Genomic DNA, 22,169 nt, shown 5'->3' on the forward strand with positions numbered 1-22,169 from the left:
GGTGACCCATGACGGTCGCCGCTGTTTCACCGTGGGAGGCTGCCGCCCAGTTTTTCGAGCCGCCGCGCGAGCGGGATTGCCCTTGGGTATCACCTGGGCAGATGGCGTTGGAGTTGGACCCGAAGACGGTGCAGACGCCGGCGCTCAACCTGATCGATGAGGCGTTGGTTGACGTTGCCGAGGGTCGCTGTAAGCGGCTGATGTTGGCGATGCCCCCGCAGGAGGGGAAAAGTCAACGCACGTCGCGGCGGTTCCCGCTGTGGATGCTGGTCCGTAACCCTGACCTGCGGATCGCCATCGTGTCGAACAGCCACGGGTTGGCTCGGCGTTGGGGCCGCAACATCCGCGATGACATCGCCGAGCATGGCGGCAAGCTGAACCTGACCGTCAACCCGGCGTCGTCGGCGGCCGATGAGTGGGAAATCCTCGGCCACGAGGGCGGGGTGTTCTGTGTCGGCATCGCCGGCAGCCTCACTGGGCGTCCAGTCGATCTGCTGATCATCGACGACCCGTACAAGAACAGTGAGCAGGCCGACTCGAAGGCGTGGAAGGAAACGGTCCAAGAGTTTTGGACAGAGGTCGCCATCCCCCGGCTCGGCAACAACGTCGCTGTGGTGATCATTCAGACGCGTTGGCGCAACGACGACCTGTCGGGCTGGTTGCAGGAACGCGACGACGGCGTTGACTGGCGCGTCCTGAACATCCCCGCGCAGGCAGACCACGATCCGAACAAGGGCGAGTCTGACCCGCTGGGACGCGAGCCGGGCGAGTTCATGATTTCCGCGCGGGGCCGCAGCCGCGACGACTGGGAGCAGCGCAAGCGCGAAGCTGGCTCCCGGTCGTGGAACGCCCTGTTCCAGGGCCGCCCCTCCCCGGCGGAGGGCAACATCTTCCAACGCGAGTGGTGGCAGTTCTACACCAACCCGCAGTGGACTGAACGGGAAGACGGCTCACGATGGGCGCACGGCTTCGACGAAATCCTCACCTCGTGGGACATGACGTTCAAGGACACCGAGGGTGCCGACTACGTGTGCGGCCAGGTGTGGGGCCGTCGGGACGCGACCGCGTATCTGCTTGACCAGAAGCACGGGCGGATGACGTTCGTGGAGACGTTGCAGGCGGTGCGGGCGCTCGCCGCTCGGTGGCCGCAGTCAACGGCGAAGCTGGTTGAGGACAAGGCCAACGGCACGGCGGTCATCAACTTCTTGCGCCGTAGCATCGCTGGCCTGATTCCGGTGGAGCCGGACGGGTCGAAGACGGCGCGCGCCGCCGCCGTCTCGCCGCTGGTGGAGTCGAAGAACGTGTTCCTGCCCGCGCCGGAGATCGCCCCGTGGGTGGACGGCCTGATTGAGGAGGCGGCGGGCTTTCCGAACTCGGCGCATGACGACCGGGTTGACGCCCTGTCGCAGGCCCTCAACCGGCTGCTGATCAGCCCGTTGTTCTTGGGCGACGACGTGTACGTGGACGAAGAGGACGACGACTTCGAAATCTCGCCCGTCTGACCGGCAGGGGGTGGCCGGTGTCTGAGACCCCCGTCGTTGAGGTCGCCCCGTCCGCCGAGGTGGACTTGCACGAGCAGGTGGAGCACCTGTTGACCCGCCTCAACCAGGAGGTCAACAACAACGAACTGCTGCAAGAATCGGTGTCCGACTTGCAGCGGGCGTTGTACGAGCCGGGTTGGATCCGCCTGACCGCGCAGGGTGAGCACGAGTTTTCGCCTGAGGCGATGGTTCAGATGCGGGCGATCTGCCGCCTGTTCGCCATCAAGCAACCGCTGATCAAGCGGGGTTTGAACCTGCGGTCGGCGTACGTGTGGGGTCAGGGTGTGGAGATCACCGCCCGCGCGAACGGCCGCAAGGACGGTGAGCAGGATGTGCAGGCGGTGGTGCACGCGTTCCTGACGGACCCGTCGAATGAGCGGACTGCCACCGGCGCGGCGGCGCGGGACCAGTTGGAGACGTTCGGTCTCGGCTGCGACGGGGAAGTGTTCCTCGCCTTGTTCACCCGGCCGACGACGGGGCATGTGCAGGTGCGCACCCTGCCAGCGGATGAGATCGCCGAGATCATCTGCGACCCGGAGGACGCCGCCACGCCGTGGTTCTATCTGCGCCGGTGGACGCACGTAGACCGGGACGAGCACGGCAACGCGCTGCGGTCGACGCGGGAGCAGTTGTACCCGGACGTCGACTACCGGCCTACCTCTCGACCAGGCACGTACGCGGGGAAGAAGGTTGACTGGTTCTCGCCCGTCCTGCATGTGCCCGTCAACCAGCCGCTCGGCTGGCAGCGGGGCATCCCCGACGCGTACGCCGCGGTGGACTGGGCGAAGGCATACAAGGAGTTCTTGGAGGACTGGGCGCGGCTGATGCGGTCCCTGTCCCGGTACGCGTGGAAGGCGAGCGCGCCGGGCAGTCGCAACGGCACCGTCCGCACCCGCCTGGCGGCCCCGCCCACCAGAGACGCGGCGACAGGCGAACCGTTGCACGCGGGCGCGACCGCCGTCTTGCCGCCGGATGTGCAATTGGAGGCGGTGTCGAAGTCCGGCGCCACCCTCGACGCCGACTCTGGTCGCCCCTTGGCGGCGATGGTCGCGTCAGCGATGGACATCCCGGTGACCTGGCTGCTCGGTGACCCGGGGGTAGCCGGCAACCGTGCTACAGCGGTGACACTGGACAAGCCCACCGAGGGCACCATGTTGCAACGCCGCGACCTGTGGACCGCTGTGCTGGGCCGCATGCTCCGGTATGTGATCGCCGAGTCGGTGCGCGCGACACAGGGCCGGTTGAAAGGCACGATCGCCGCCGACCCGTGGACGGGCCGGGAAGTGGTGACTCTTGCGGGGGCCACCGACCCGACGATCGACATCACCTGGCCGCGCCTCGACAAGGTTGACCCGGTGGCGGTTGTGCGCTCGGTGGTGGAAGCCAACGGGACGGGCACCATCCCACCCGAGGTGGTCGCCCGTCTCCTGCTGACCGCGCTGGGTGTGCGCAACGTCGACCAGTTGCTTGAGGAAATGGTCGGCCCGGACGGCGAATTCCTGTGGCCCACACCGCTCGGCTCACCGGCCGCCGACCGGCAACGCGACGGCGGTGACCCCGCCGACACCGGGCCGGGACGCATGGCACCCGACGACGACGAACCCGACGTTGACGGCGGCGAACCGGATCCGGGCGATGGGCCTGCCACCGAACAGCTCGCGCTCCCCATCCCTGCCCCGCCGCGACGGCGAGCAACCCGACGACAGGGGTGACCGGCATGTGGCACCACCTACAACGCCGCCTCGGAATCGCCGAGGTGCGCACAGCACTGCACAGGCAGGAGATCAAGATGGCGAAGATCAGCGACGAGCTGGACGACGTACAGCGCCGGATCCAGGCGGCCCGCGAGGCGCAGGACGCGTCGAACCAGAACGTGCGGGACGCCCTGGCCCGGCTGGAGGCGAAGGTCGCCGAGCTGGAAACCGTCATCAACGACGGTGAGGCGTCGGCGGAGGTGCAGGCGAAGCTCGACGAGTTGAAGTCGGCCGCCGATGACGTTCGCACTGCGGCCGAGTCGGCGGACGACGGCTACGAGCCGCCGGTCGTGGAGCCGGCCCCCGTTCCGGGTGTGGAGGGTGAGCCTGCACCGGGTTCGGTGGCGGACCGGGAGCGCGGCGGCCTCTGAGGCCCGCACTGATCGTGTCGGGGTGGCCGGTTACGGTCCGGCCGCCCCGGCGCCACCTCTGATTGGAGCCAGCATGCCGCGAGCATCGCAGCCGCCCAACGGGCAGCGACTTGTTCCGTCCGGGGTGGCCAGCGTCCCTCCTGCTGTGCGCACCATCCCGTCGCCACCCCCACCGCCGAGCGGCAACCGCAGGTGCCGCCATTGCCGATGTGGAGGTGACTAGCGTTGCGCGTCGCCGACCTCGAACCATTCACCGTGCACATTGCTGCACCGCCGATTGGGCTGCTGCAACGCTGCGCCGCCTGCCAGTTCGTGCTCACAGACAACACCGCGTGGGCTGAGGGCCGTGTTGCTGTCATGGACGGCGACGACACCGGCATGTCGTGGTGGCCGGCCGGTGAGCGGATCGCCACCGACAAGACCGGCGAGCAGCGGGCCAGCATCACGTACGTGGTTCAGGCCGGACGACGGTTGGACGACGATGAGCGCCTGTGCTCCGGTAGCAACTGATGGCACCGGATGAGCCAGGCCGCCCGTTCGGCGAGCTGAGCGAGACTGGCCTGTTGTGGCTGATCAACGCCACTGTCTTCCATCCACGCGGCTACGCACTGGCACTTCACGCTGACAGCACTGGAACGGTTACCGGCTGGTCCCTGATGGGTGATGGAAGCGAGCCCTGGAGGTTCGCGGACGACATGAACGAGCAGTTCGCTGCCGCTGAGCAGACGTTGCGCAACCAGCGCTAGCCGCCGGGGGTGACGGTGGCTGTCACCTCCCGCACCTTGCGACTGGTACGCGCACTGCGCGCGACCGTGGGCGGGTACGCCGACAGCGCCGTCCGTGACCTCACAGCCCAGTGGGTTGAGGCATGGGACCGGCTCGCCCCCACCTGGCACACCGCCGTTGACCTGCTCGCCGGGTGGGCGTTGACCCGCGACCGGTGGCCCACCCCCGTCGAGTTGGCCCGGGTGCAACCGTTGCAGCAGGTGCTCGCCGACACCGACGACACGCTCACCGTCCTGGCGGCGGCCACCACCGACACGGTGATCACCGCCTCCGGGTTGGCCATCGACGCCACCATCACCGCCCAACCCGAAGTGGTCGCGTCGCAGCTCCCCGCCGCGTACCGGGATGACACCCGCCAGCGTGTGACCTCCCGGATCCTGCCGTCCGCGTTGGATGTGATCCGCACCCGCGTCACGCAGGCCATCACCGTGCAAACCCGGCCGCTGTCAGCGGACGCGTCAGCGGCGATCCGCCGCGAACTGGTGCGCGGAGTTGAGTTGGGCAGCAGTCCGGAAGAGGTCGCCCGGCGCGCTGTTGCCGCAGTGAACGGGGCCTTCGACGGCGGGTTGCGGCGGGCCCTGAATGTGGCTCGCACGGAGACCCTGGATGCGTACCGCACCGCAGCCCGGTACGCGGACGACGCAAACGCTGACCTGCTCGACGGGTGGGTGTGGCTTGCCACCGTCACCGGTAAGAGCGCGGCGAAGACCTGCCCGTCCTGTTGGGCGATGCACGGCACCGTCCACGACCTGGCTGAGGCTGGCCCCCTCGATCACCAGCAGGGGCGTTGCAGTAGGGCCCCACACGTCAAACCCTGGTCGGCGCTCGGTATCGACCTGGACGAACCAGCCGACGCCACCCCCGACCGGCAGGCCGCATTCGACGCCCTCACCGACGCGCAGCAAACCGCCGTGCTCGGTGCCGCCCGCCTGGCCCTGCTTCGTAACGGCTCCATCGACTGGGCTGACCTGGCTGTGAGGCGTGACAACCCGGCCTGGCGCACCTCCATCGTTCCCCGCCCTTTGCGGGACCTCAACCGCATCGCCGACCAGCGGCGCTAACCAACCCCCGGGAGGCGATCCCCCATGCCCGAACGGCCCCTACCCGTACGGGTTACCGCACCAACCGGCTACTCGCAGGAAGCGTTCGCGACGGCGTTGCGCACCCGCCCCGTCGCCGAGTCCGCGCCCACCGTCGAAGCGCCCACCGAACGAATCACCGTCCGGGAAGCCGACGCATCCGGTGCCACCGTCACCGCCCCAGGCCGTCTCGCTATCCGCCTGATACGCAGTGGGTGGAGCCTGAACGGGAACCTGTATCCCGCCGAGGTGCTGCGCCGTGACGGCCCAGCCGCCTGGCCCGCCGGCACGCTCTGCTACGTCGACCACGCCACCGACGAGGAAGACGCCGCCCGCCCCTCCGGCAGCATCCGCAACCTTGCCGCCGTCACCACCACCCCCGCGCGGTGGGACGAAGCCGAACAGTCGCTGATGGCTGAGGCCCGCCTGTTCGCCCCGTGGCGGGAAGCGATCACTGACATGGCCGACACGATCGGCATGTCCATCCGCGCCTGGGTGACCGGCGAGCACGGCGAACGCGACGGCCGTGAAGGCTTCATCGTCCAGTCGATTCCCGAGGGCCGCTCCGTTGACTTCGTCACCAAACCAGCGGCTGGGGGTGGCATCGTGTCCGTCCTCGAATCCGTCGGCAATCAGGTCCCGGCCGCCGAGGCCCGCAACGTTGGCCAGTGGCTGGAATCGCGGCTGCACCTGCGGCTCACCGAGATCGGCGACGAACTGTACGGCGACGGCCGGCTCACTCGCGACGAACGGATCACCTTGTCTGCGGCGATCAGCGACGCGTTGCAGGCGTGGGTGGCCCGCGTTGAGGCCGACGCCCCGCAACTGTTCCAGCGGGACTTGTGGGATGAGCCGCCGCAGCCCGAGGCGGCGTCAACGGCTGAGGCCGCACCCGACCCCGGCGAGGCCGACACCGCACCGGCCGCCGCCCCCGAGGCCGCAACGGCGGCCCCCCACTCCGTGACGGACGGCGCCCCGCCGACCGCACCCAACCCACCCATCGAAGGAGGACCCGACATGTCGGGTACCACGACCGGCACCGCGCCGGTTGAGGCGGGGACGGCACCGGTCGTCGACACCGCCCCCACCACCCCGCCTGCCCCGGCGGCGGAGGCCGCTCAGCCGCGCGTGGACGTGCAGGCCGCGGTCGCTGCGGCGCTCGCGGAGGCCCTGGCGCCGCTGACGCAGCAGCTCACCACAGTGCAGGCCGCCCTGAGCACCCAGCAGTCCGAGAACACGGCGCTGCGGAACCGTGGCCGCGCGGCGGAGGCGGTGTCCGCCGCGCTGCGCGCCCCGGAGCACGCCGACGTGGCCACGCAGATCGGCCCCCGGGTCACCGCCCGAATCCTCGCCGACGTCCCCACCACCGCCGAGGGCGTGGTGGATGACGCCGCCCTCGGTGAGCGGATCACCGCCGCGATCACCGATGAGGCCACCTACGTGCGGGCCGCCCGCGCGGAGGCGCTGGAAGCCGCCGGTGTGGGCCAGCCGTACGGCCTGGGCGCCGCCCGGCAGGAGTCGACGCAGCAGGACGACGGGTTCGCCGCCGAGCTGGACGACTTCTTCTCCAAGACTCTGGGTCTCACCGCTGAGGCCGCGAAGATCGCCGCGAAGGGGCGTGCCTGATCATGGCCAAGAACACCGTCGTCATGTGGACCGAGACGCTGCCCCTGGTCTGCTCGGCTCCCACCACCCCGCAGTCCGGTGACCCGGTGCTGTGCAACCAGATCCCCGGCGTGGCTCTCACGCCGAAGGACACCAACAACGTCACCACCGTCGCCCTCAACGGCGTGTTCGACCTGTCCGTCAAGGGTGAGGGTTCCGGCGGCAACGCGGCGATCACGCTCGGCTCGAAGGTGTACTACGAGGCTGGTCAGACCCCGCCGCTGAACGTCGACTCCACCAACGGGGTCTTCTTCGGCTACGCCCTGGCCCCCGTCGCCTCCGGTGCGACCACCACCATCCCTGTTCGCGTCGGCTACTAGGAGACCAGCGCACATGACTACCGCTCTGCTCGACGCTGGCTCCCACACGCTGGGTCAGCTCGACACCTTCCAGGCCGGCACCGACGGTGCCGCCACGAACGCCATCTACAGCAGCGAGGGCGTGCTGCTGTCCGGCAACCGCCGTCAGCGGCGGCAGGAGTCCCGCGACTACCGGCAGCGCCTCGTCGGCCTCACCCGCCTGTACCGGGGCATGATCGAGGGTGACCGGCGTGCCGCCCTGGCCTTCCAGGAGGCCATGTCCCGGGCGGACTTCACGTTCCTGTTCGGCGACATCATCGACCGGCAGCTCCTGGCGTCCTACCAGACCCGGCCGGTGCAGTGGAACATGTTCGCCAAGCGGGGTCGGGTCCGCGACTTCCGCACCGTGCGGCGCTACACCCTCGACGGCGGTGAGGCCGTCCTGAACCAGGTGAAGGAACTCGCCCCGTACAAGGTGCGGAAGGTCGCCGACGGCTCGTACGAGTACGCGGTCGCCAAGTTCGGTGACCAGATCGCCGTGTCGTGGGAGACCATCGTCAACGACGACCTCGACGCACTCACCGACCTGCCGACCCGCCTCGGTAACGCCGCCCGGCGCACGGAGGAGCGGTTCGCTGCCGCCCTGTTCTCGGACAGCGCCGGCCCGAACAGCACCTTCTTCTCCACGGCCAACCGGAATGTCATCAACTCAACGGTCGTGGGGTCGACGGTCACCCCGAACCCGGCGCTGACCATCGGTGCCGTGCAGCAGGGCATGCAGGTACTCGGCCAGCAGAAGGACACCGACGGCGGTCCCATCTACATCGAGGGCGTCACCCTCGTTGTTCCGCCGGCTCTGGAAGTTCCCGCGATGAACATCATCAACGCGACGGAGATCGACGCCGCGTCTGGTGGCGGTCCCGGCACCGGCAACGACCAGCTTCGGGTGACGAACTGGATGCGTAATCGCGTCCGTGTCGTCGTGAACCCGTGGCTGCCGATCGTGAACACCACCTCCGGCAACACCTCGTGGTACCTGTTCGCGGACCCGCAGGTGGGCCGCCCGGCCATGGAGATCGGGTTCCTCATTGGCCACGAGACTCCCGAGTTGTGGGTCAAGAGCCCCAACGCGATTCGCGTCGGCGGCGGGCCTGTGGCACCTGAAGAGGGCGACTTCGAGCATGACTCGGTGCAGTACCGGGTGCGTCACGTCCTCGGCGGCACGTTGATGGACAGCAAGAGCGCGTTGGCCTCGAACGGGACCGGGGCCTGACGATGGCTCGGCCCCGCCCGAACCTGGGTACTCCGTTCGGCACTGACGGGCCGTGGCTCGCCGCGATCCTCGACACGCTCGGGGACATCGCGGATCTGCTCGACGCCCGACTCCCTGCCCCCGCTTCGGCGGACGGCGGGGGGTCGGCGTCGGGTGATCCGATCCGGGTCAGCGAGCCGGCACCCGAGCGCCGCCCCGACAAGCAGTCAGTGCCAGTGTCGGAACCGTCCGCGGACGAACCACCCACGGTCGACGACGACACCGACGCAGACCCGGTTGAGGTGACGGAACCGGCGCCGGACGCCCGCCAGCCACTGCCGCCGCCGCCACCGCGGCGCGGCAAGGGATCCGGGTTGGACGCCTGGCAGGTGTTCGCGAACGTCGCCAAGGTCACGTACCCGCCGGATGCGGGGCGCGACGACATCGTCAACGCCTGCGTGGAGGCCGGTGTCATCAGCGCCGACGGCTAGTCCGTTGCGAGCCGCGCAGGTGGGGAGGGGTGCGAATGCCAATCGACCTGACGACCCCGGTGGGGTTGGTGCGGTTACTCATCGCCGACATGAACGAAGCTGATCCGCTGTTCACCGACACGGAAATCGAAGCGTTCTTCACCCTTGAAGGTGGGGTGAAACGGGCCGCCGCCGCAGCGTTGGAGACGATCGCCCGCTCGGAGCTGCTGATCTCGAAAAAGATCACCACCCAGGATTTGAGCACCGACGGGCCGGCGGTGGCCGCCGAGCTGCGGGCGCAGGCGAAAGCGTTGCGGGATCAGGCGCGGCAGGACACCGACGATGTGGTGGGTGGTGCTGACGCGTGGGCGATCTCTGTGGCGGACTTCGACCCGGACGCCGTCTACCGGTACTTCGACCCGGACGCCGCCTACCGGTGGGGTGATGAATGGTGCCGCTACTGAACACGTACCTGATCCACCCCCGGTTTGAGGCCCATCACCGTCCGGTCGCCGACAAGCAGGCCACCGCCGAATGCCGGGTGGAGCGTCCGGCGCAGCAGGCCGTGTGGGACGACGCCGCCGGCCAGAACGTGTACCCGCCGCCGGCCCTGTTGTATGAGGGGCCGTGCCGCTACCAGTACCTGTCACCAGCCGGGCAACCGGTGGTCGCGGACACCACCACCCCGCTCGCTGATGTGCGCATCACCCTGCCCGTCGGTGCGGTCGTGTACCAAACCAACGACCTGGTGACGCTCACCGCCACCGCCACGAACCCTGACCTTGTGGGCCGCGGCCTGACAGTGACCGCCGTGTCCGGGTCCTCCATTTCGTGGCAGCGGGATCTCACCTGCCAGTTGAGGCAGCCGACAACCCGATAGAGGGGGTGCGTCGGTGGATGACTTTGACCGGCTCGCCGACGACATGGACGACGCCGGGGACAAGCTCGGGCGGGATGCGCACGACCTGGTGCGGTCGTCCACGTTGCGGACCGAGCATCTAGCGAAGGCGCGTGCGCCCGTCCGTACCGGTCACCTGCGGTCGTCGATCTCGTCAGACTTCGACGGCGGGCCGGACTCGGCGGTGATTACCGGCGAAACGGGGCCAACCGCCTCGTACTCCCACTTCGTCGAGCACGGCACCTCGCGCATGGCCCCCCAGCCGTTCCTTAACCCTGCCGCTGACGTGGTGGAGCCCATGTTCTACGCGGGCGCGGAGAAGATCGCCGGGCAGGTGCTCGATGGCTGACACTGATGTCGGTTGGGCGCACGCCGAAGGGCTCGCCGCCCTGCTGGAACCGTTGCCGTATCAGGTGCACATCGGCCAGGTTGACGAGGTTGACGGCCCGATTGAGTACCCGCACCTGATCCTGTGGCCGCCGCCTGCCACCCGGCCGACGGTCACGTTGAACGGGTACGGCGGTGAGGTCACCACCACCACCCAGTTGACGGCGGTGGGCCGGGACCCTCGCGAGGCGATCACCGCCTTGGATCGGGCGTCCGCCATGTTGCACCGCCGACGACCCGTCATCGAGGGCCGACGCTGCTCGCTGATCACCCAGCAGCCGGAAGCCGCCGGGCCACCACAACCACAGCGGGACGAGCAGGCACGCACCCCCGACGGCCACGCCCCGTACTTCACGTTCGCCCTGTTCACTCTGCACTCATCACGGAGCCCCGATGGCTGAGATTCCTGTCCGAACGCCCTCCTACGAGGGTGTCAACCTTGCGCTCGCTGCGGCAGCCTCCGGTGACACCGCGAAGTGCGGTTCCGGCTATTCGCTGCTGGTCAACAACGGCTCCGGGTCGTCGATCACGCTGACGATCGCCGTTCCGGGCAACACCACGTACGGGGTGGCGGCGCCGGACAAGGCGTTCACGATCCCGGCGGGCCAGTTGTGGTCGATTCCACTGCTGGACGTGTACCGGGATCCGGCGGATCGGCTGGCGCATCTGACGTGGTCGTCGACGACGACCGTGACTCGCATCGTGACGAAGCGCTGAGGGGGCTGCCGTGCCGAAGTGGATCAGGGTGCGCGACACCGAAACGAGTCACACCTTCGATATCGAGGCCAGCGCGCTGGCCCGCCGTCGTGGTGTGGAGCCGGTGAACGACCCGGAACGGTGGCCGGACATCGAGGGCCCCCGGGTGGGGCCGCGCCCGGCGAAACCGTTCGTCGGGAAGGGCGGGCGAGCCCGGACCCCCAGCCCGGATGCGACCTCCGACGGCGGTGAGGTCGACACCAGTCAGGTGCCCGACGGGGAGCAGACCAACAGTGGTGAGCGCTCCACCCGCCAGCGCAAGACCCCCAACACCCCGGCGGATGTGCCGGCTGACACCAGCAAGGAGCAGCAATGACCCAGCCGGCGAGCGTGCCTGCGGACGGTAACCAGGCCGTCTGGTGGGTGCCTGTCCTCGCGGACCCCGAACACCCAACCGTCGCCGAACTGACCTCCGGGTCCGTCATCGACGCGTCGTGCTACCTGACCGCCGAGGGCTGGTCGCCCGAAACGGATGAGCAGACTGTCGCCGATGAGCGCCTGTGCTCCGTGTCGACGTACGAGCAGCCGGGGCGCCTTCAGCACAGCCTGAACGTGTCGTACGTGCACAACCCGGACTCCCCGGCGGACAACGAGCTGTACCTCGCCCTGACGCGGCTGACGACGGGCTTCTTCGTGGCTCGCGTGGGTGTGCCGTTCGACCAGGCCGTTGCCACGGGGGACATCGTCGATGTCTACCCGGCGAAGATGGGCTGGCGGCGCAAGAACCCGGGCACGTCGAACTCGGTGCTGACGGTGACGCAGAAGCCGTTCATCACCGGCCCGGTCGTGCAAGACGCCGTCGTCGTCTAACCCTCCCGCGACTCCCCTGATCTGGCGGTGTGGGCTTTCTTCAGCCCTTAGCCCACACCGCCTTCAACCATGTCCAAGGGCTGAACGAAAAGGGCTGACCATGTCAAATATCGTGATTGCACCCCTTGGCGAGCGCGGTGAATACCGCCTGATCGTCAACGGCGTCGACATCTCTGCTGCCGTGAGAGCGGACAGTTTGCGCATCACGTGGGAGAACAACCGTCCGGTACTGGGCTTGGTACTCATGCCCGAGTCCGTGCGGACCGAACTTCCGGACGCGATCGTGCGAGCGGTGGAGGGACTGTCGTGACCAGAGCCACCAAGGCGGCACCACCGCCGAGCACGAAGGACCGGCTGGCGGCGGCGAAACTCCCCGAACGCACTGTCGACATCTGCCTGCGCGGTGACCTGCAAGCCGAGTGGGAGGATCTGCACCGCCAGTTGGCGGACGCCGAAATGGCGGCGGCGAAGGACAAGCGCCTTGCCGGTGACGCTGCCGTGAAGGCCATCGGTGAGCAGATCACCGCCGTGCAGGACCAGATGCGCGCCGACACCATCGTGTTCCGCATGCGCGCCCTGTCCCGCAAGGTGTGGGCTGAGCTGATCAAGCAGCATCCGCCGCGTAAGGACAACGACGAAGACCAGCAGTTGGGCTACAACGTCGACACGTTCATGGTCGCCCTGATCCGGGCCAGCACGTACAGCCCCGACGACCTGGACGATGAGACGTGGGCAGATCTGCTCGATGAGCGGATCACGGAATGGCAGTTCGCCCAGTTGCAAAACACGGCGCTCGCCCTGAACGTCCGCAAGGTTGACGTCCCAAACTCGTTCGCCGTCTCACGGCAGACCCGGGCCTCCTAGCTCGGGTACGTGCCGCGAGACGGCAGCACATCACGCTGCGCGAATTCGACGGGTGGACCCCCGAGCGGGTCACCGAATACGAGTACGACACCGACGGCAATATGGTGCGCTCCACGGAGTGGGTGGAGTCGGCGTGGGATGAGCAGCAGCGCGGGTGGATGCTCGCGCTGGCCGAATATGACGCTGACGTGTGCCCCCACTGCGGCGGCCCGTCCGAGGTGTGCCAGTCGAAGGACGCCGACCGCAACAACCCGCGCGCCCAGTGGATCTACTGGCCGATCACTCCCGCCGAATGCGCGGTCACCACGGCTATGCGCCTGCACAAGCCTGACCCGGAGGACAAGCGCGCCCTCATCCCGAGGGTGGTGCGCGTGCGCCGGGGCTCCCCGAAACCCAGCAACGCCATCTGATCGGGCGGGGGTGGCGGGGTGCGGCGGATCGCGGTGCAGTTCGTCGCCGAACTCGCCAAGTTCAAGCGGGACATGCGCGACGGGGCGACCGAGGTCCGCCGCATGCGCGACGAAGCCAAAGCCACCCAGGCGGAGGTCAGCGCCCTCGGCAGGGCGGGCGATGATGCCGGACGGCGACTCGGTGACGGTCTGGTGCGCGGGGCCGACGGCAGGCTACGTAACGCCCGGGGCCGGTTCGCGGCAGCCGGGCAGGCTGGCGGTCGGGTGTTCGGTGACAGTTTCACTCGTGACGCGTTGGGTCGGCTGCGTTCGGCAGACGGGCGGTTCGCCTCCGAAGGGCGGCGGCTGGGTTCTTCAGCAAGCCGCGGTGTCGCCGGTTCTCTCGGGTCGGTGTCTTCGGGTGGCCGGGCGTTCCTCATCCTTGCTGGCGGCGCTTCGGCCGCTTCGGCCGCGTTGCAGGGTGTCCCGCCGGTCTTGACGGCGATCGGCGGGAGTCTCGCCGCGATTCCCGGTCTGGCCGCTGGTGCTGCGGCATCGCTCGCCACGCTCGCCCTCGGCGGGGTGGGTGTCGGGTCGGCGATCGGGGAGGTGTTCAACCCTCCCGCCCGTGGCGGCGGCGGGGGTGGGGGCGGCGGTGGTAGGGACAACAGCGCGGCGAACGCACGCGCTATCGCCTCCGCCGAACGTGGATTGGCTCATGCCCAGCGTGAGTCCCGGCTAGCCCAACTGGATGTGAACCGGGCCCGCCGGGAAGCCACCCGCGAACTGCGGGACATGCGCATCGCCCTCGGCCGGGTCGCGTTGGATGAGCGTGAGGCTGCCCTGTCGCTGGAAGAGGCGCAGGCCGAACTGAACCACCTGCGGGAGGTCAACGCCGAATCGCCCGGCCTGGTGCCTGAGGGTGACATGCGGCGGGCGGAGTTGGCGTACGACGAGGCCGTTCAGTCGATGACGGAGGTGTCGGTTCGGGCGAAGGATCTGCGCGAGGATCAGTCGGCGGCGGCGAAGGCCGGTGTTGAAGGATCGGAGCAGGTGCAGTCCGCCCTGCGCCGGCAGCAGGACGCCGCCGAAGCAGTCATTGACGCCACCGACGCGTTGGCTGCCGCGCGGGAGTCGGCAGCAGCGGCCGGCGGCGGCGCGTCAGGTGGTGCCGCCGCAGCGGCCACCGCCTACGACAAGCTGTCGAAGAACGCGAAACTGTTCGTGGACGAGATCGCCCGGATCAAGCCCCAACTGGTGGGGTTGCAGCAGCTCGCCCAGGATCGGGTATTCGCCGGCCTGAACACGGAGTTGCGGGACGCCGCGCAGGTGGCGTTGCCGTTCGCCCGCAAGCAGGTCATCCGGTTCGGTGACACGTGGAACGACACGTTCACGCAGGTGCTGCGCCTGGGCCGGGACAAGCGGTTCCTGACCGGCCTGGATGCGGCGCTGGCGTCGTCGGACCGGTTCTTCGACAAGGTGAATGCCCGGATCCCGGCGACAGGTCAGGCACTCGCGCACCTGTTCACGGGCAGCGCCCCGTTTGTGGACGCCTTCGGTGACTCACTGTTGCAGTACGTGGACGACTTCAACGCGTGGGTGGACCGGTCGGCCCGTAACGGCAACCTGGAGGCGTTCTTCGCTGACGCCGCCGAGCAGGCTGACGCGCTGCTTGATCTGACACGTGAGGTGTTCGTCCTTGTGGGGCGGATCGGCGGCATGCGGCAGGGCTCCACGCTGCTGCGGGACATGGCTGACGCGGTGGCGAAGTTCAACGACGAAGCGCACGACATGCGCTCGGTGGAGGGCATCGTCGCCACCGGAAATGCGGCGATCAAGGGCACCGTTGAGGTGCTGCTGGTGCTCGGGGAAACCCTCGGTGAGACCCTGGCTGACCCGGGTACCCGCGCCGCCGTGGAACTCTTTTTCGACGTGTTGAAGGTGGGCGCGCAGACGGTCGGCGAGCTGGCCGAACTGTTCAGCCACCTGCCGGACGGGGTGCAGGCGGTGATCCTTGCCGGGGCCGCCCTGACCATTCTGGGTAGCCGTGTGGTGACGGTGTTTGGTCGGGCGCAGGACGCCGTGGGTAAGTTCAGCGGCAAGCTCGGCGGGCTCGGTCCGGCGGGTGCTGTGGCCGGGCGCGGGTTGGAGTCCACCACGAAGTGGGCTGGTCGGGCGGCTGGCGCGTTCATCGCCTTGCAGGCAGCCGGTGTGGTGTTCGACCAGTTCCGTGCTGCCGCGCCCGATGTGGAGCGGCTGACGAAGGCGTTGCAGGAGTACGCGGTCAGCGGCAAGGTCACCGGTGAGGCCACCCGCATCTTCGGTGACGACCTGGGCGACGTGGGCCAGGATGTGCGGGCCGCCGGTGACTCGTGGTTCCCGAAGTTGGGCCGCGCCATCGAATCGATCATGCCCGGTGCCCGCGAGCTGAACGAGGTGTTCTGGGGCGGATCGTGGACGGGCTCGGCCGAGAACGTGAAGGCGTTGGACGAGTCACTGGCCCGGCTGGTGGAGACCTCGGGTAAGACGGCGTCGTTCGAGGCGTGGAACCGGATCCTGTCAGAGTCGGGCATGAACGCCGACGAGCTGATCAAACTGTTCCCCGCCTACGAGCAGGCGTTGAAGGACGCCGACATGGCCGCCGGGTCCGTGGGTGCGAAACAGCAGTTGCTCAACGGCAGCGTGCAGGACGCCATGACCACGATGGGGTCGTACACGCGGGCGTGGCAAACCCTCAACGGTGTGCAGTTGGACGCCGACGAGGCCGCCTTGTCCGCCATCGACGCCATCGACGACGTGCGTGAGGCGTTCAAACGGAACAAGGACACGGTTGCCGGGAACTCGCGGGCGGCTATCGAAAACCGGATCGCCGTCGGCCGGGCCGCGCAGGCTGCCGCCGAGGCCGCGCAGAAACGCTACGACGAAACCCAGTCGGTGCAGGAGGCCACCGCCGCCTACAACGGGCACGTCAACATCCTGCGGGGAGTGTTGCAGCAAACCAACCTCACTGACGCCGAGATTGAGGCTCTGCTCGCCTCGCTTGCGAAGATGCCGCCGCTCAAGCAGACAGCAGTGTCGGCGCCGGGGGCAACGGCGGCGAAGAAGCAGGTGGAGGACTTCAACTTCGTGGTGAAGACGGTGCCGCCGTCGAAGACGGTGCCGTTCTGGGCTAACACCACCGAGGCGAAGGCGGCCATCGCTGTCCTCAAGGCGAAGATCGATGAACTGAAAAATCAGAAGATCTACGTTGAGGGTTCGGTGCGGTGGACCAGCAGCGGTGATCTGAAAGTTCCCGGCGGCACCATACGCCGGGACCGCTGGGGTGGCGTCCACGAAGGCCCGTACGCGAAGGCGGCCACGGGTCTGCTGCGAGAAGCGGCAGTGTTCACGCCCCGCAACCCCGGCCGGTACATGATCGCCGAACCCGAAACGCAGGGCGAGGCGTTCATTCCGAAGGTCGGCGACCGGGATCGGGCCATCAGCATCGGCCGTCGTGCCATGGAGTGGCACGGCATGGCCGTGGTGCCCCGATCGGCGATCACCGGGCAGCCTTACCAGCAGTCCGGGGGCGGCGGCCAAGTGCAGGTCAGCCAGGGCGACACCCACGTCTATGTGGAGATCGACGGCCAGCAGTTGGAAGGCCGCATCGTGCGGGTTGTCCGCGACCGTGACCGGGATTTGAAACGGCGTGTGGGTGCCGGGGCGGGGAGGTAGAGCATGGCTCGGCTGATTGGCCCGGATGCGGGCTCCCGCCAGGCGCAGCACTTCGAGGACGGAACGCCGGCTGCAGAGGCGACCGCGGTGGTGTACGCGAACGCCGCCGGGACGGTGCTCGCGGACATTCGCACCTACGACGGTAGCTCCACGCCGGGTGGGGCGATCCTCAACTCGCGGGTCATTACCGACAGCTACGGCCAGTTGCCGCCGTTCTGGTTCCCCGACGGCGCTGACCGGGTGTGGGTGCGCATTGGTGAGGACGGCCCGGTGTGGCCGGTCGACGCGGACAACAACGCCCGCTTCGACGGCCCGTTCGCCGTGGTGGATCCGCAGTGGGAGCCGGGCCGGCCGTACCGGTACGGCTACTGGGATTCGGTGTACGCGGTGGACGGCTGGGACGACGCGTCCGGCGCGAGCACCCCGAGCATCCTGTACAGCAAGATGTTCGGCGGCACGGCCACGAAGACGGGCGACGGGAACATCGACGCGCACTGGGCGAGCATCGTGCACCGCGGTCCGGGCGAGGCGGGGCTGTTCATCGGGGATGTGACCGCGCCGTCGGGTGCTGCGGGCGGGAATCTGTGGGGTGGGCATTTCCGGCTTCAGGCGGACGTGGCGGCGTCGCTTCAGGGCCTGCATGTGGATCTGGTGCCGAACGCGGCGCCGACGGGCAAGCAGACCATCGGCGTGACGATCTCGAACGCGTCGGGCGCGAACCAGTTGCAGCAGGCGGTGCGGATCACCGGCAAGTGGGAGAACCCGGTGATCGTGTACTCGGACGCTGCCGGGTTGGTGCCGATCTGGTGGATCGACAACGCCGGCGGTACGCACCTGGCCGGGATGATCTATGTCGGGACGGGTGCGTCCGCGCCGACGATCCGGTCGGGCAGTGGCAGCCCGCAGTCGGTGGTGACCGCGCCCGTCGGGTCGCTGTACATGCGCACGGACGGGTCGAATGGGCAGCTGTGGGTGAAGGGCTCCGGCACGGGCAACACCGGCTGGACCCAGCTCACGTGACCGGAAGGCGGTGAGCTGTGCCGATTCCCGCTGGCAGTATTCCGCTGGCCCCGCCGACGACGGGCCCGCTGGTGTACGACCCGGTCCTGTCGCGGGTGCGGATCAACCTGTCTGGTCTGCGCGCCACCGACGCTTTCGGCCGCACCGTGTCCGCCGGGTGGGGTACCGCCGACACGGGCCAGGTGTGGTCGGTGACCGACGGCACCGCCGCCCAGCACTCGGTCAACGGCAGCGTCGGGCAGCATTCGGTGAACGCGTTGAACACGTTGTTCCGGGATCGCCTGGACGTGGACTACGCCGACTTTGACCTGCTGATGCTGGCCAAGGTCAGTGTGAGCCCGACCGGCTTGTACCTGCGCCACCAAGTCGACTTCCGCTACATCGACGCCCTGAACTACTACGCGGCCCGGGTGCACATCCAGACCTCTGGCGCGATCGACCTGATGCTCATCCGCGTTCTGGGCGGCGTGGAGAGCACGTTGCAGGCGGCGGCGACGGGGCAGACGCACGTGCCGGGCACGGCGCTGGTGTTCGACGTCCAGACCCGAGGGTCGACGCTGCGGGCGAAGGTGTGGCGCGATGGTCTGACGCCGCCGCTGAACTGGCAGGTCGAGGTTACTGACGCGTCGCATCCGTCGGGTGCGGTGACGGTGGCGTCGCTGCTGCCGCCGGGGAACACGAACACGCTGCCGGTGGCGGTGCAGTACGACGGCCTGACGGTGATTCCGACGTTGACGGTGCAGCGGTCCACGGACCAGAACCGGTGGACGACTGTGCGCGGCGGGTTCGAGATGGTGCCCGACGCTGGCGTGCTGCGCTTGGACGACTACGAGTTCACGCCTGACACGGTGAACTACTACCGGGTGGGCAACCTGTTCTCGGGGTCGATTGTGCCGCCGCTCGGCGGGGTTTGGTTGAAGTCGCTGTCCCGACCGTTCCTGAACCGGCAGGTAGTGGTGCGGGACTACTCGGACGTCGGCCGCCGGTCCCGGGCCGGGGTGTTCGACGTGAAAGGCCGATCGCTGCCGGTGGCGGTGACAGACGTGCGGGGTTCCCGGCAGTGGACGTTGGACGTCAACACGTACAGCGATAAGGAGCGTTCCGACCTGGATTTGCTGCTCGCCTCGGGTGACGTGCTGCTGGTGCAGGTGCCCCCGAACGCGGGCCGGATCTCGGCGGTGCCGAGCGGGTATGTTCTGGTGGGTGACAGCCGGGAGGTGACACCGCCGACGGCCGAGTTGGAGTGGCGGGTGTTCTCGCTGCCGTTGACGGAGGTCGCGGCACCTGGCCCGGACGTTGTGGGCACCACCTCAACCTGGCAGTCGGTGTTGAATGCTTACGCGACGTGGGCTGAGGTTTTGGCCGCGCACCCGACGTGGGCGGATCTGCAAGAACTCATCGGCGACGGCACTGAGGTGATCGTCAGCTAGAGCCGTCCAGTAGTTCAAGCCAGCGCGTTGGCCAACCGATACACGCGAAAGCTGATGGCCTCCACCGGCCAGTGGTCGGAGATCGATCCGCACGCTGTTCCGTCGCCGAAAGTCTTCTGACACCTGTAGAGCACGGACTCAGCCGTTTCGACGGCAATGAACTCGCAGGCGTGCGCCTCGCGGACCACGTCCCCGACGACCACGTATCGGGTCGGCCGGTTCGGCGAGCTGACATCGGTCACGTCACTGATCGTACGGGGAGGTACCCGTGCGCCCGATCACCGACGCGTTCCTGCGCACCGTCCGGGGCAGTCACCGGGCCGTGTTCGAAGCCCGGATTGTCGCCCCCGGGCAGACAGGCGTTGACCCCGACGGCACCACCATCACCATCCTCGACGGCGACGTGCAGCTCGACGGCACCGCCGACGTTCGTTCCACCCTCGAACTCACCACCGACGGCACCGGCATGTGGCCCACCGGGTCGGGTTCCCTGCTCGCCCCCTACGGCAACGAAGTGTTCGTTCGCCGAGGTGTCGCCTTCGGCAACGGCACCACCGAATGGGTGTCGCTCGGCTATCACCGCATCAACACCACCGAACAGGACGACGCCCCGTCAGGACCCGTCCGGATCTCTGCCCGTGACCGCATGTCCGGCATCGTCGACGGCCGCCTGACAGCACCGCGCCCTTTCCCCGCCGCCACCACCCGGGGGGCTCTGCTCACCGCCCTCGTGGCCGAGATCTACCCGTGGGCGACCATCGAATGGGACGACGTGGCCGCCCGCGATGATCAGATCGGCAGGCAGGTCATCGCCGAGGAAGACCGCTACGCCGTCTGCAACGAGGTCGTCACCAGTGCGGGCAAAACGTGGTGGTGGGATCACCGGGGCGTCCTCGTGATTCGTACCTCCACCCCCGCCAGCAGCCCCGTGTGGGAGGTCAACCACGGGGCCAGCGGGGTGCTCGTTGAGATGGGCCGGCGTCTCACCCGTGAGGGCGCATACAACGCCGTCGTGGCCACCGGAGAAGGGGCGGACACCGCCTACCCGGCCCGTGCTGTTGTCGTCGACACCAACCCCCTGTCCCCCACCTATTGGGGCGGCCCGTTCGGGAAGGTGCCCTACTTCTACAACTCGCCGCTGCTGACCAGCGTCTCCCGCGCCCGCGCCGCCGCCGCAACCATTCTGGCGCGCATGGTCGGCTTGCCCTACAGCGTTGATCTGACGGCCGTCCCCAACCCCGCGTTGGAGCCCGACGACCCGATCCGCGTCACCTACCCGGGCCGGTCGGAACTGCACGTCATCGACCGCCTGAGCATCCCCCTGACAGTCGCCGACGCCCTCACGGCGTCAACCCGCGAACAGGCCGCCGTACTTCTTGGGGAGGTGTAAGCGTGGCTTCCTACGGATCCGACGACCTGACCCCGGTCCTCGCCCCGCAACCCACCACGGGACTGGCACTACGGCAAGGCATCGTCCGCGCCTGGAACCAGACCACAGCGGAGAACACGGTCGAAGTGTCTGGCGTGCTCGTCGACAACCTGCCCGTCCTCAACACCAACGAAGCCGCCCAGCTGGCGGCCGGCGACGTGGTGAGCATCCTCGCCGCAGGCAGCGCCGTCGGCTCGTGGGCGGTCCTCGGCAGGCTCACCATCCCCGGCACCCCCGAAGCCGCATCCGCCCTGCGCCTGGTGTCCTCCCGGATCGTCGCCGCCGTCGACAACTCGACCGGAACCCTCACCGCACCGACCCCTGTGTACACCGACCTCGCCGGTGTCAGCGCCGGACCGTCCGTGACGGTCAACATCAGCAGCAGCGGCAAAGCCCTGGTCATGTTCGGTGTGGAGACAGCGTGGGCTGGCTCGGTTCCGGACGGCCTCGGCGCGTACGCATCCGTCGCCGTATCCGGTGCGACGTCAATCAGCGCCAGCCCGCAGTGGGGCGTCGGGCATGACGTTAACCCGGTCAACGAGGCGGAAACGTTCACCGCGTCGAAGCATCACCTGTTCACCGGCCTTACCCCGGGCTCGAACACGTTCACCATGAAGTACCGCATGTACACGGTCACCGGCTCGGGCACCCCAAGCGTGTCGTTCCGCGAGCGGGAGATAGCCGTGTTCGCGCTCTAAGGGTTCGGCCACACGTTGTAGGCGCACGCGCCGAGCTGGTAGTTGATGGCTCGCATGACCGGCGCCGGCCCCTCGCCGCGGCACTCCTGATGGGCGTAGCCGAGTAGGTGCCCCAGTTCGTGTAGCACGATCCAGGCCCGCTGATCAGCGAGGGTGCCGCCGACCTTCGCGAACCTCGGGCCGAGGGTCATCCACGCGTCCTCGGTGATCAAAGCCAGGTGGTCGTCCCGGTAGGCCATGCCGATGTGCCCGCCGAGGCCCTGCGTTCCGCCGATGCCCGGCTCAACAATCCGCAGCGTCCACTGATCGAAGTCGGCGTGCCAGGCACGGCGGTCGTTGACGATCCGCCCTATTTCGGCCGCCACCTGCGCGTGCGTGACGCCGACCCCTTGGTCGATCTCCACGGCCGGCGGCTTGTATACGGCCTGCTCGGCGGCGTCGGCGGGTTGTCCGGCGAGCACATTCAGCCAGGCGGCGGCGGCAGCAGCCGCAAGCAGTGCGGCTATCACGCCCATCGCAACGACTCGCCTCACTGTCACCCCCCGGGATCGCCTCGG

General features: G+C 68.5%; 27 protein-coding genes. 25 read left to right on the forward strand and 2 right to left on the reverse strand.

Features of this window, described 5'->3' with window-relative positions; genetic code table 11:
- The first annotated feature begins 8 nt into the window (after positions 1–8).
- The 23 genes from terL (at position 9) to AB0I89_RS23830 (ending at position 19,485) form a co-directional block, all read left to right on the forward strand.
- Positions 9–1,502: a phage terminase large subunit gene (gene terL, locus AB0I89_RS23720; RefSeq protein ID WP_357130625.1), complete on the forward strand. Its 1,494-nt coding sequence runs from the start codon at positions 9–11 to the stop codon at positions 1,500–1,502.
- A gap of 17 nt (positions 1,503–1,519) precedes the next feature.
- On the forward strand, positions 1,520–3,253 hold the full coding sequence (locus AB0I89_RS23725; RefSeq protein ID WP_357130628.1) for a hypothetical protein: 1,734 nt from the start codon (positions 1,520–1,522) through the stop codon (positions 3,251–3,253).
- 77 nt (positions 3,254–3,330) lie between these two features.
- Positions 3,331–3,666: a hypothetical protein gene (locus AB0I89_RS23730; protein ID WP_357130631.1), complete on the forward strand. Its 336-nt coding sequence runs from the start codon at positions 3,331–3,333 to the stop codon at positions 3,664–3,666.
- A gap of 225 nt (positions 3,667–3,891) precedes the next feature.
- Positions 3,892–4,176, forward strand: coding sequence for a hypothetical protein (locus AB0I89_RS23735; protein WP_357130634.1), 285 nt, complete (start codon positions 3,892–3,894; stop codon positions 4,174–4,176).
- The gene (locus AB0I89_RS23740; RefSeq protein ID WP_357130635.1) at positions 4,176–4,412 is read left to right on the forward strand and encodes a hypothetical protein; all 237 of its coding nucleotides are present in this window, start codon (positions 4,176–4,178) and stop codon (positions 4,410–4,412) included. Before AB0I89_RS23735 ends, AB0I89_RS23740 begins: the two co-directional genes overlap by 1 nt.
- Before the next feature lie 9 nt (positions 4,413–4,421).
- The gene (locus tag AB0I89_RS23745; RefSeq protein ID WP_357130638.1) at positions 4,422–5,513 is read left to right on the forward strand and encodes a hypothetical protein; all 1,092 of its coding nucleotides are present in this window, start codon (positions 4,422–4,424) and stop codon (positions 5,511–5,513) included.
- Between the two features lie 24 nt (positions 5,514–5,537).
- The gene (locus tag AB0I89_RS23750) at positions 5,538–7,157 is read left to right on the forward strand and encodes a hypothetical protein (RefSeq protein ID WP_357130642.1); all 1,620 of its coding nucleotides are present in this window, start codon (positions 5,538–5,540) and stop codon (positions 7,155–7,157) included.
- 2 nt (positions 7,158–7,159) lie between these two features.
- Positions 7,160–7,516 carry a DUF2190 family protein gene (locus AB0I89_RS23755; RefSeq protein ID WP_357130645.1) on the forward strand — a complete coding sequence of 119 codons (357 nt, stop codon included), beginning with the start codon at positions 7,160–7,162 and terminating at the stop codon, positions 7,514–7,516.
- Between the two features lie 13 nt (positions 7,517–7,529).
- The gene (locus tag AB0I89_RS23760) at positions 7,530–8,768 is read left to right on the forward strand and encodes a Mu-like prophage major head subunit gpT family protein (RefSeq protein ID WP_357130648.1); all 1,239 of its coding nucleotides are present in this window, start codon (positions 7,530–7,532) and stop codon (positions 8,766–8,768) included.
- A gap of 2 nt (positions 8,769–8,770) precedes the next feature.
- Entirely contained in the window at positions 8,771–9,238 is a 468-nt protein-coding gene (locus tag AB0I89_RS23765) for a hypothetical protein (protein WP_357130651.1), read from the forward strand.
- A 35-nt stretch (positions 9,239–9,273) separates the two neighbouring features.
- Positions 9,274–9,681 (forward strand): hypothetical protein, encoded by a 408-nt coding sequence (locus AB0I89_RS23770; RefSeq protein WP_357130654.1) that lies wholly within the window; start codon positions 9,274–9,276, stop codon positions 9,679–9,681.
- A complete protein-coding gene (locus AB0I89_RS23775; RefSeq protein ID WP_357130657.1) occupies positions 9,666–10,097 on the forward strand; it encodes a DUF6093 family protein in 432 nt (143 codons plus the stop codon). Before AB0I89_RS23770 ends, AB0I89_RS23775 begins: the two co-directional genes overlap by 16 nt.
- A 13-nt stretch (positions 10,098–10,110) precedes the next feature.
- Positions 10,111–10,464, forward strand: coding sequence for an HK97-gp10 family putative phage morphogenesis protein (locus AB0I89_RS23780; RefSeq protein WP_357130660.1), 354 nt, complete (start codon positions 10,111–10,113; stop codon positions 10,462–10,464).
- A complete protein-coding gene (locus AB0I89_RS23785; protein WP_357130663.1) occupies positions 10,457–10,903 on the forward strand; it encodes a hypothetical protein in 447 nt (148 codons plus the stop codon). Before AB0I89_RS23780 ends, AB0I89_RS23785 begins: the two co-directional genes overlap by 8 nt.
- On the forward strand, positions 10,896–11,219 hold the full coding sequence (locus AB0I89_RS23790; RefSeq protein ID WP_357130666.1) for a hypothetical protein: 324 nt from the start codon (positions 10,896–10,898) through the stop codon (positions 11,217–11,219). Before AB0I89_RS23785 ends, AB0I89_RS23790 begins: the two co-directional genes overlap by 8 nt.
- A 28-nt stretch (positions 11,220–11,247) precedes the next feature.
- Positions 11,248–11,574, forward strand: coding sequence for a hypothetical protein (locus AB0I89_RS23795; RefSeq protein ID WP_357130669.1), 327 nt, complete (start codon positions 11,248–11,250; stop codon positions 11,572–11,574).
- The gene (locus AB0I89_RS23800; RefSeq protein WP_357130672.1) at positions 11,571–12,068 is read left to right on the forward strand and encodes a hypothetical protein; all 498 of its coding nucleotides are present in this window, start codon (positions 11,571–11,573) and stop codon (positions 12,066–12,068) included. Before AB0I89_RS23795 ends, AB0I89_RS23800 begins: the two co-directional genes overlap by 4 nt.
- A gap of 100 nt (positions 12,069–12,168) precedes the next feature.
- A complete protein-coding gene (locus tag AB0I89_RS23805) occupies positions 12,169–12,378 on the forward strand; it encodes a hypothetical protein (RefSeq protein WP_357130675.1) in 210 nt (69 codons plus the stop codon).
- Positions 12,375–12,932: a hypothetical protein gene (locus tag AB0I89_RS23810; RefSeq protein WP_357130678.1), complete on the forward strand. Its 558-nt coding sequence runs from the start codon at positions 12,375–12,377 to the stop codon at positions 12,930–12,932. Before AB0I89_RS23805 ends, AB0I89_RS23810 begins: the two co-directional genes overlap by 4 nt.
- A 101-nt stretch (positions 12,933–13,033) precedes the next feature.
- The gene (locus tag AB0I89_RS23815; RefSeq protein ID WP_357130680.1) at positions 13,034–13,342 is read left to right on the forward strand and encodes a hypothetical protein; all 309 of its coding nucleotides are present in this window, start codon (positions 13,034–13,036) and stop codon (positions 13,340–13,342) included.
- A gap of 18 nt (positions 13,343–13,360) precedes the next feature.
- Complete coding sequence (locus AB0I89_RS23820; RefSeq protein WP_357130683.1) at positions 13,361–17,035, forward strand: hypothetical protein; 3,675 nt, start codon at positions 13,361–13,363, stop codon at positions 17,033–17,035.
- A 3-nt stretch (positions 17,036–17,038) separates the two neighbouring features.
- Complete coding sequence (locus AB0I89_RS23825; RefSeq protein WP_357130686.1) at positions 17,039–18,055, forward strand: hypothetical protein; 1,017 nt, start codon at positions 17,039–17,041, stop codon at positions 18,053–18,055.
- Between the two features lie 17 nt (positions 18,056–18,072).
- Entirely contained in the window at positions 18,073–19,485 is a 1,413-nt protein-coding gene (locus tag AB0I89_RS23830) for a hypothetical protein (protein ID WP_357130689.1), read from the forward strand.
- Positions 19,486–19,499: 14 nt separating this feature from the next.
- Here AB0I89_RS23830 and AB0I89_RS23835 read toward each other — a convergent pair whose 3' ends face one another.
- A complete protein-coding gene (locus AB0I89_RS23835) occupies positions 19,500–19,727 on the reverse strand; it encodes a hypothetical protein (RefSeq protein ID WP_357130692.1) in 228 nt (75 codons plus the stop codon).
- An 80-nt stretch (positions 19,728–19,807) separates the two neighbouring features.
- Here AB0I89_RS23835 and AB0I89_RS23840 point away from each other — a divergent pair, with 80 nt between their 5' ends.
- Together AB0I89_RS23840 and AB0I89_RS23845 are read left to right on the forward strand one after the other, a co-directional pair.
- Positions 19,808–20,875, forward strand: a complete 1,068-nt coding sequence (locus AB0I89_RS23840; RefSeq protein ID WP_357130695.1) for a DUF5047 domain-containing protein — start codon at positions 19,808–19,810, stop codon at positions 20,873–20,875.
- Positions 20,876–20,877: 2 nt separating this feature from the next.
- Positions 20,878–21,612: a hypothetical protein gene (locus AB0I89_RS23845; protein ID WP_357130698.1), complete on the forward strand. Its 735-nt coding sequence runs from the start codon at positions 20,878–20,880 to the stop codon at positions 21,610–21,612.
- Here AB0I89_RS23845 and AB0I89_RS23850 read toward each other — a convergent pair.
- Positions 21,609–22,127 carry a hypothetical protein gene (locus AB0I89_RS23850; protein ID WP_357130701.1) on the reverse strand — a complete coding sequence of 173 codons (519 nt, stop codon included), beginning with the start codon at positions 22,125–22,127 and terminating at the stop codon, positions 21,609–21,611. The genes AB0I89_RS23845 and AB0I89_RS23850 overlap by 4 nt on opposite strands.
- Positions 22,128–22,169: the final 42 nt, after the last annotated feature.

Origin of the sequence: Micromonospora sp. NPDC049801, from assembly GCF_040656575.1 — a bacterium.
Classification (GTDB): domain Bacteria; phylum Actinomycetota; class Actinomycetes; order Mycobacteriales; family Micromonosporaceae; genus Micromonospora.

What these genes read in the sequence shown, in the direction of transcription:
- AB0I89_RS23800 (WP_357130672.1), top strand. Translation starts at nt 11,571, where the DNA reads ATGACCCAGCCGGCGAGCGTGCCTGCGGACGGTAACCAGGCCGTCTGG.
- terL (WP_357130625.1), top strand. Translation starts at nt 9, where the DNA reads ATGACGGTCGCCGCTGTTTCACCGTGGGAGGCTGCCGCCCAGTTTTTC.
- AB0I89_RS23760 (WP_357130648.1), top strand. Translation starts at nt 7,530, where the DNA reads ATGACTACCGCTCTGCTCGACGCTGGCTCCCACACGCTGGGTCAGCTC.
- AB0I89_RS23755 (WP_357130645.1), top strand. Translation starts at nt 7,160, where the DNA reads ATGGCCAAGAACACCGTCGTCATGTGGACCGAGACGCTGCCCCTGGTC.
- AB0I89_RS23785 (WP_357130663.1), top strand. Translation starts at nt 10,457, where the DNA reads ATGGCTGACACTGATGTCGGTTGGGCGCACGCCGAAGGGCTCGCCGCC.
- AB0I89_RS23765 (WP_357130651.1), top strand. Translation starts at nt 8,771, where the DNA reads ATGGCTCGGCCCCGCCCGAACCTGGGTACTCCGTTCGGCACTGACGGG.
- AB0I89_RS23825 (WP_357130686.1), top strand. Translation starts at nt 17,039, where the DNA reads ATGGCTCGGCTGATTGGCCCGGATGCGGGCTCCCGCCAGGCGCAGCAC.
- AB0I89_RS23770 (WP_357130654.1), top strand. Translation starts at nt 9,274, where the DNA reads ATGCCAATCGACCTGACGACCCCGGTGGGGTTGGTGCGGTTACTCATC.
- AB0I89_RS23750 (WP_357130642.1), top strand. Translation starts at nt 5,538, where the DNA reads ATGCCCGAACGGCCCCTACCCGTACGGGTTACCGCACCAACCGGCTAC.
- AB0I89_RS23730 (WP_357130631.1), top strand. Translation starts at nt 3,331, where the DNA reads ATGGCGAAGATCAGCGACGAGCTGGACGACGTACAGCGCCGGATCCAG.
- AB0I89_RS23850 (WP_357130701.1), bottom strand. Translation starts at nt 22,127, where the DNA reads ATGGGCGTGATAGCCGCACTGCTTGCGGCTGCTGCCGCCGCCGCCTGG.
- AB0I89_RS23815 (WP_357130680.1), top strand. Translation starts at nt 13,034, where the DNA reads ATGGTGCGCTCCACGGAGTGGGTGGAGTCGGCGTGGGATGAGCAGCAG.
- AB0I89_RS23740 (WP_357130635.1), top strand. Translation starts at nt 4,176, where the DNA reads ATGGCACCGGATGAGCCAGGCCGCCCGTTCGGCGAGCTGAGCGAGACT.
- AB0I89_RS23790 (WP_357130666.1), top strand. Translation starts at nt 10,896, where the DNA reads ATGGCTGAGATTCCTGTCCGAACGCCCTCCTACGAGGGTGTCAACCTT.
- AB0I89_RS23775 (WP_357130657.1), top strand. Translation starts at nt 9,666, where the DNA reads ATGGTGCCGCTACTGAACACGTACCTGATCCACCCCCGGTTTGAGGCC.
- AB0I89_RS23805 (WP_357130675.1), top strand. Translation starts at nt 12,169, where the DNA reads ATGTCAAATATCGTGATTGCACCCCTTGGCGAGCGCGGTGAATACCGC.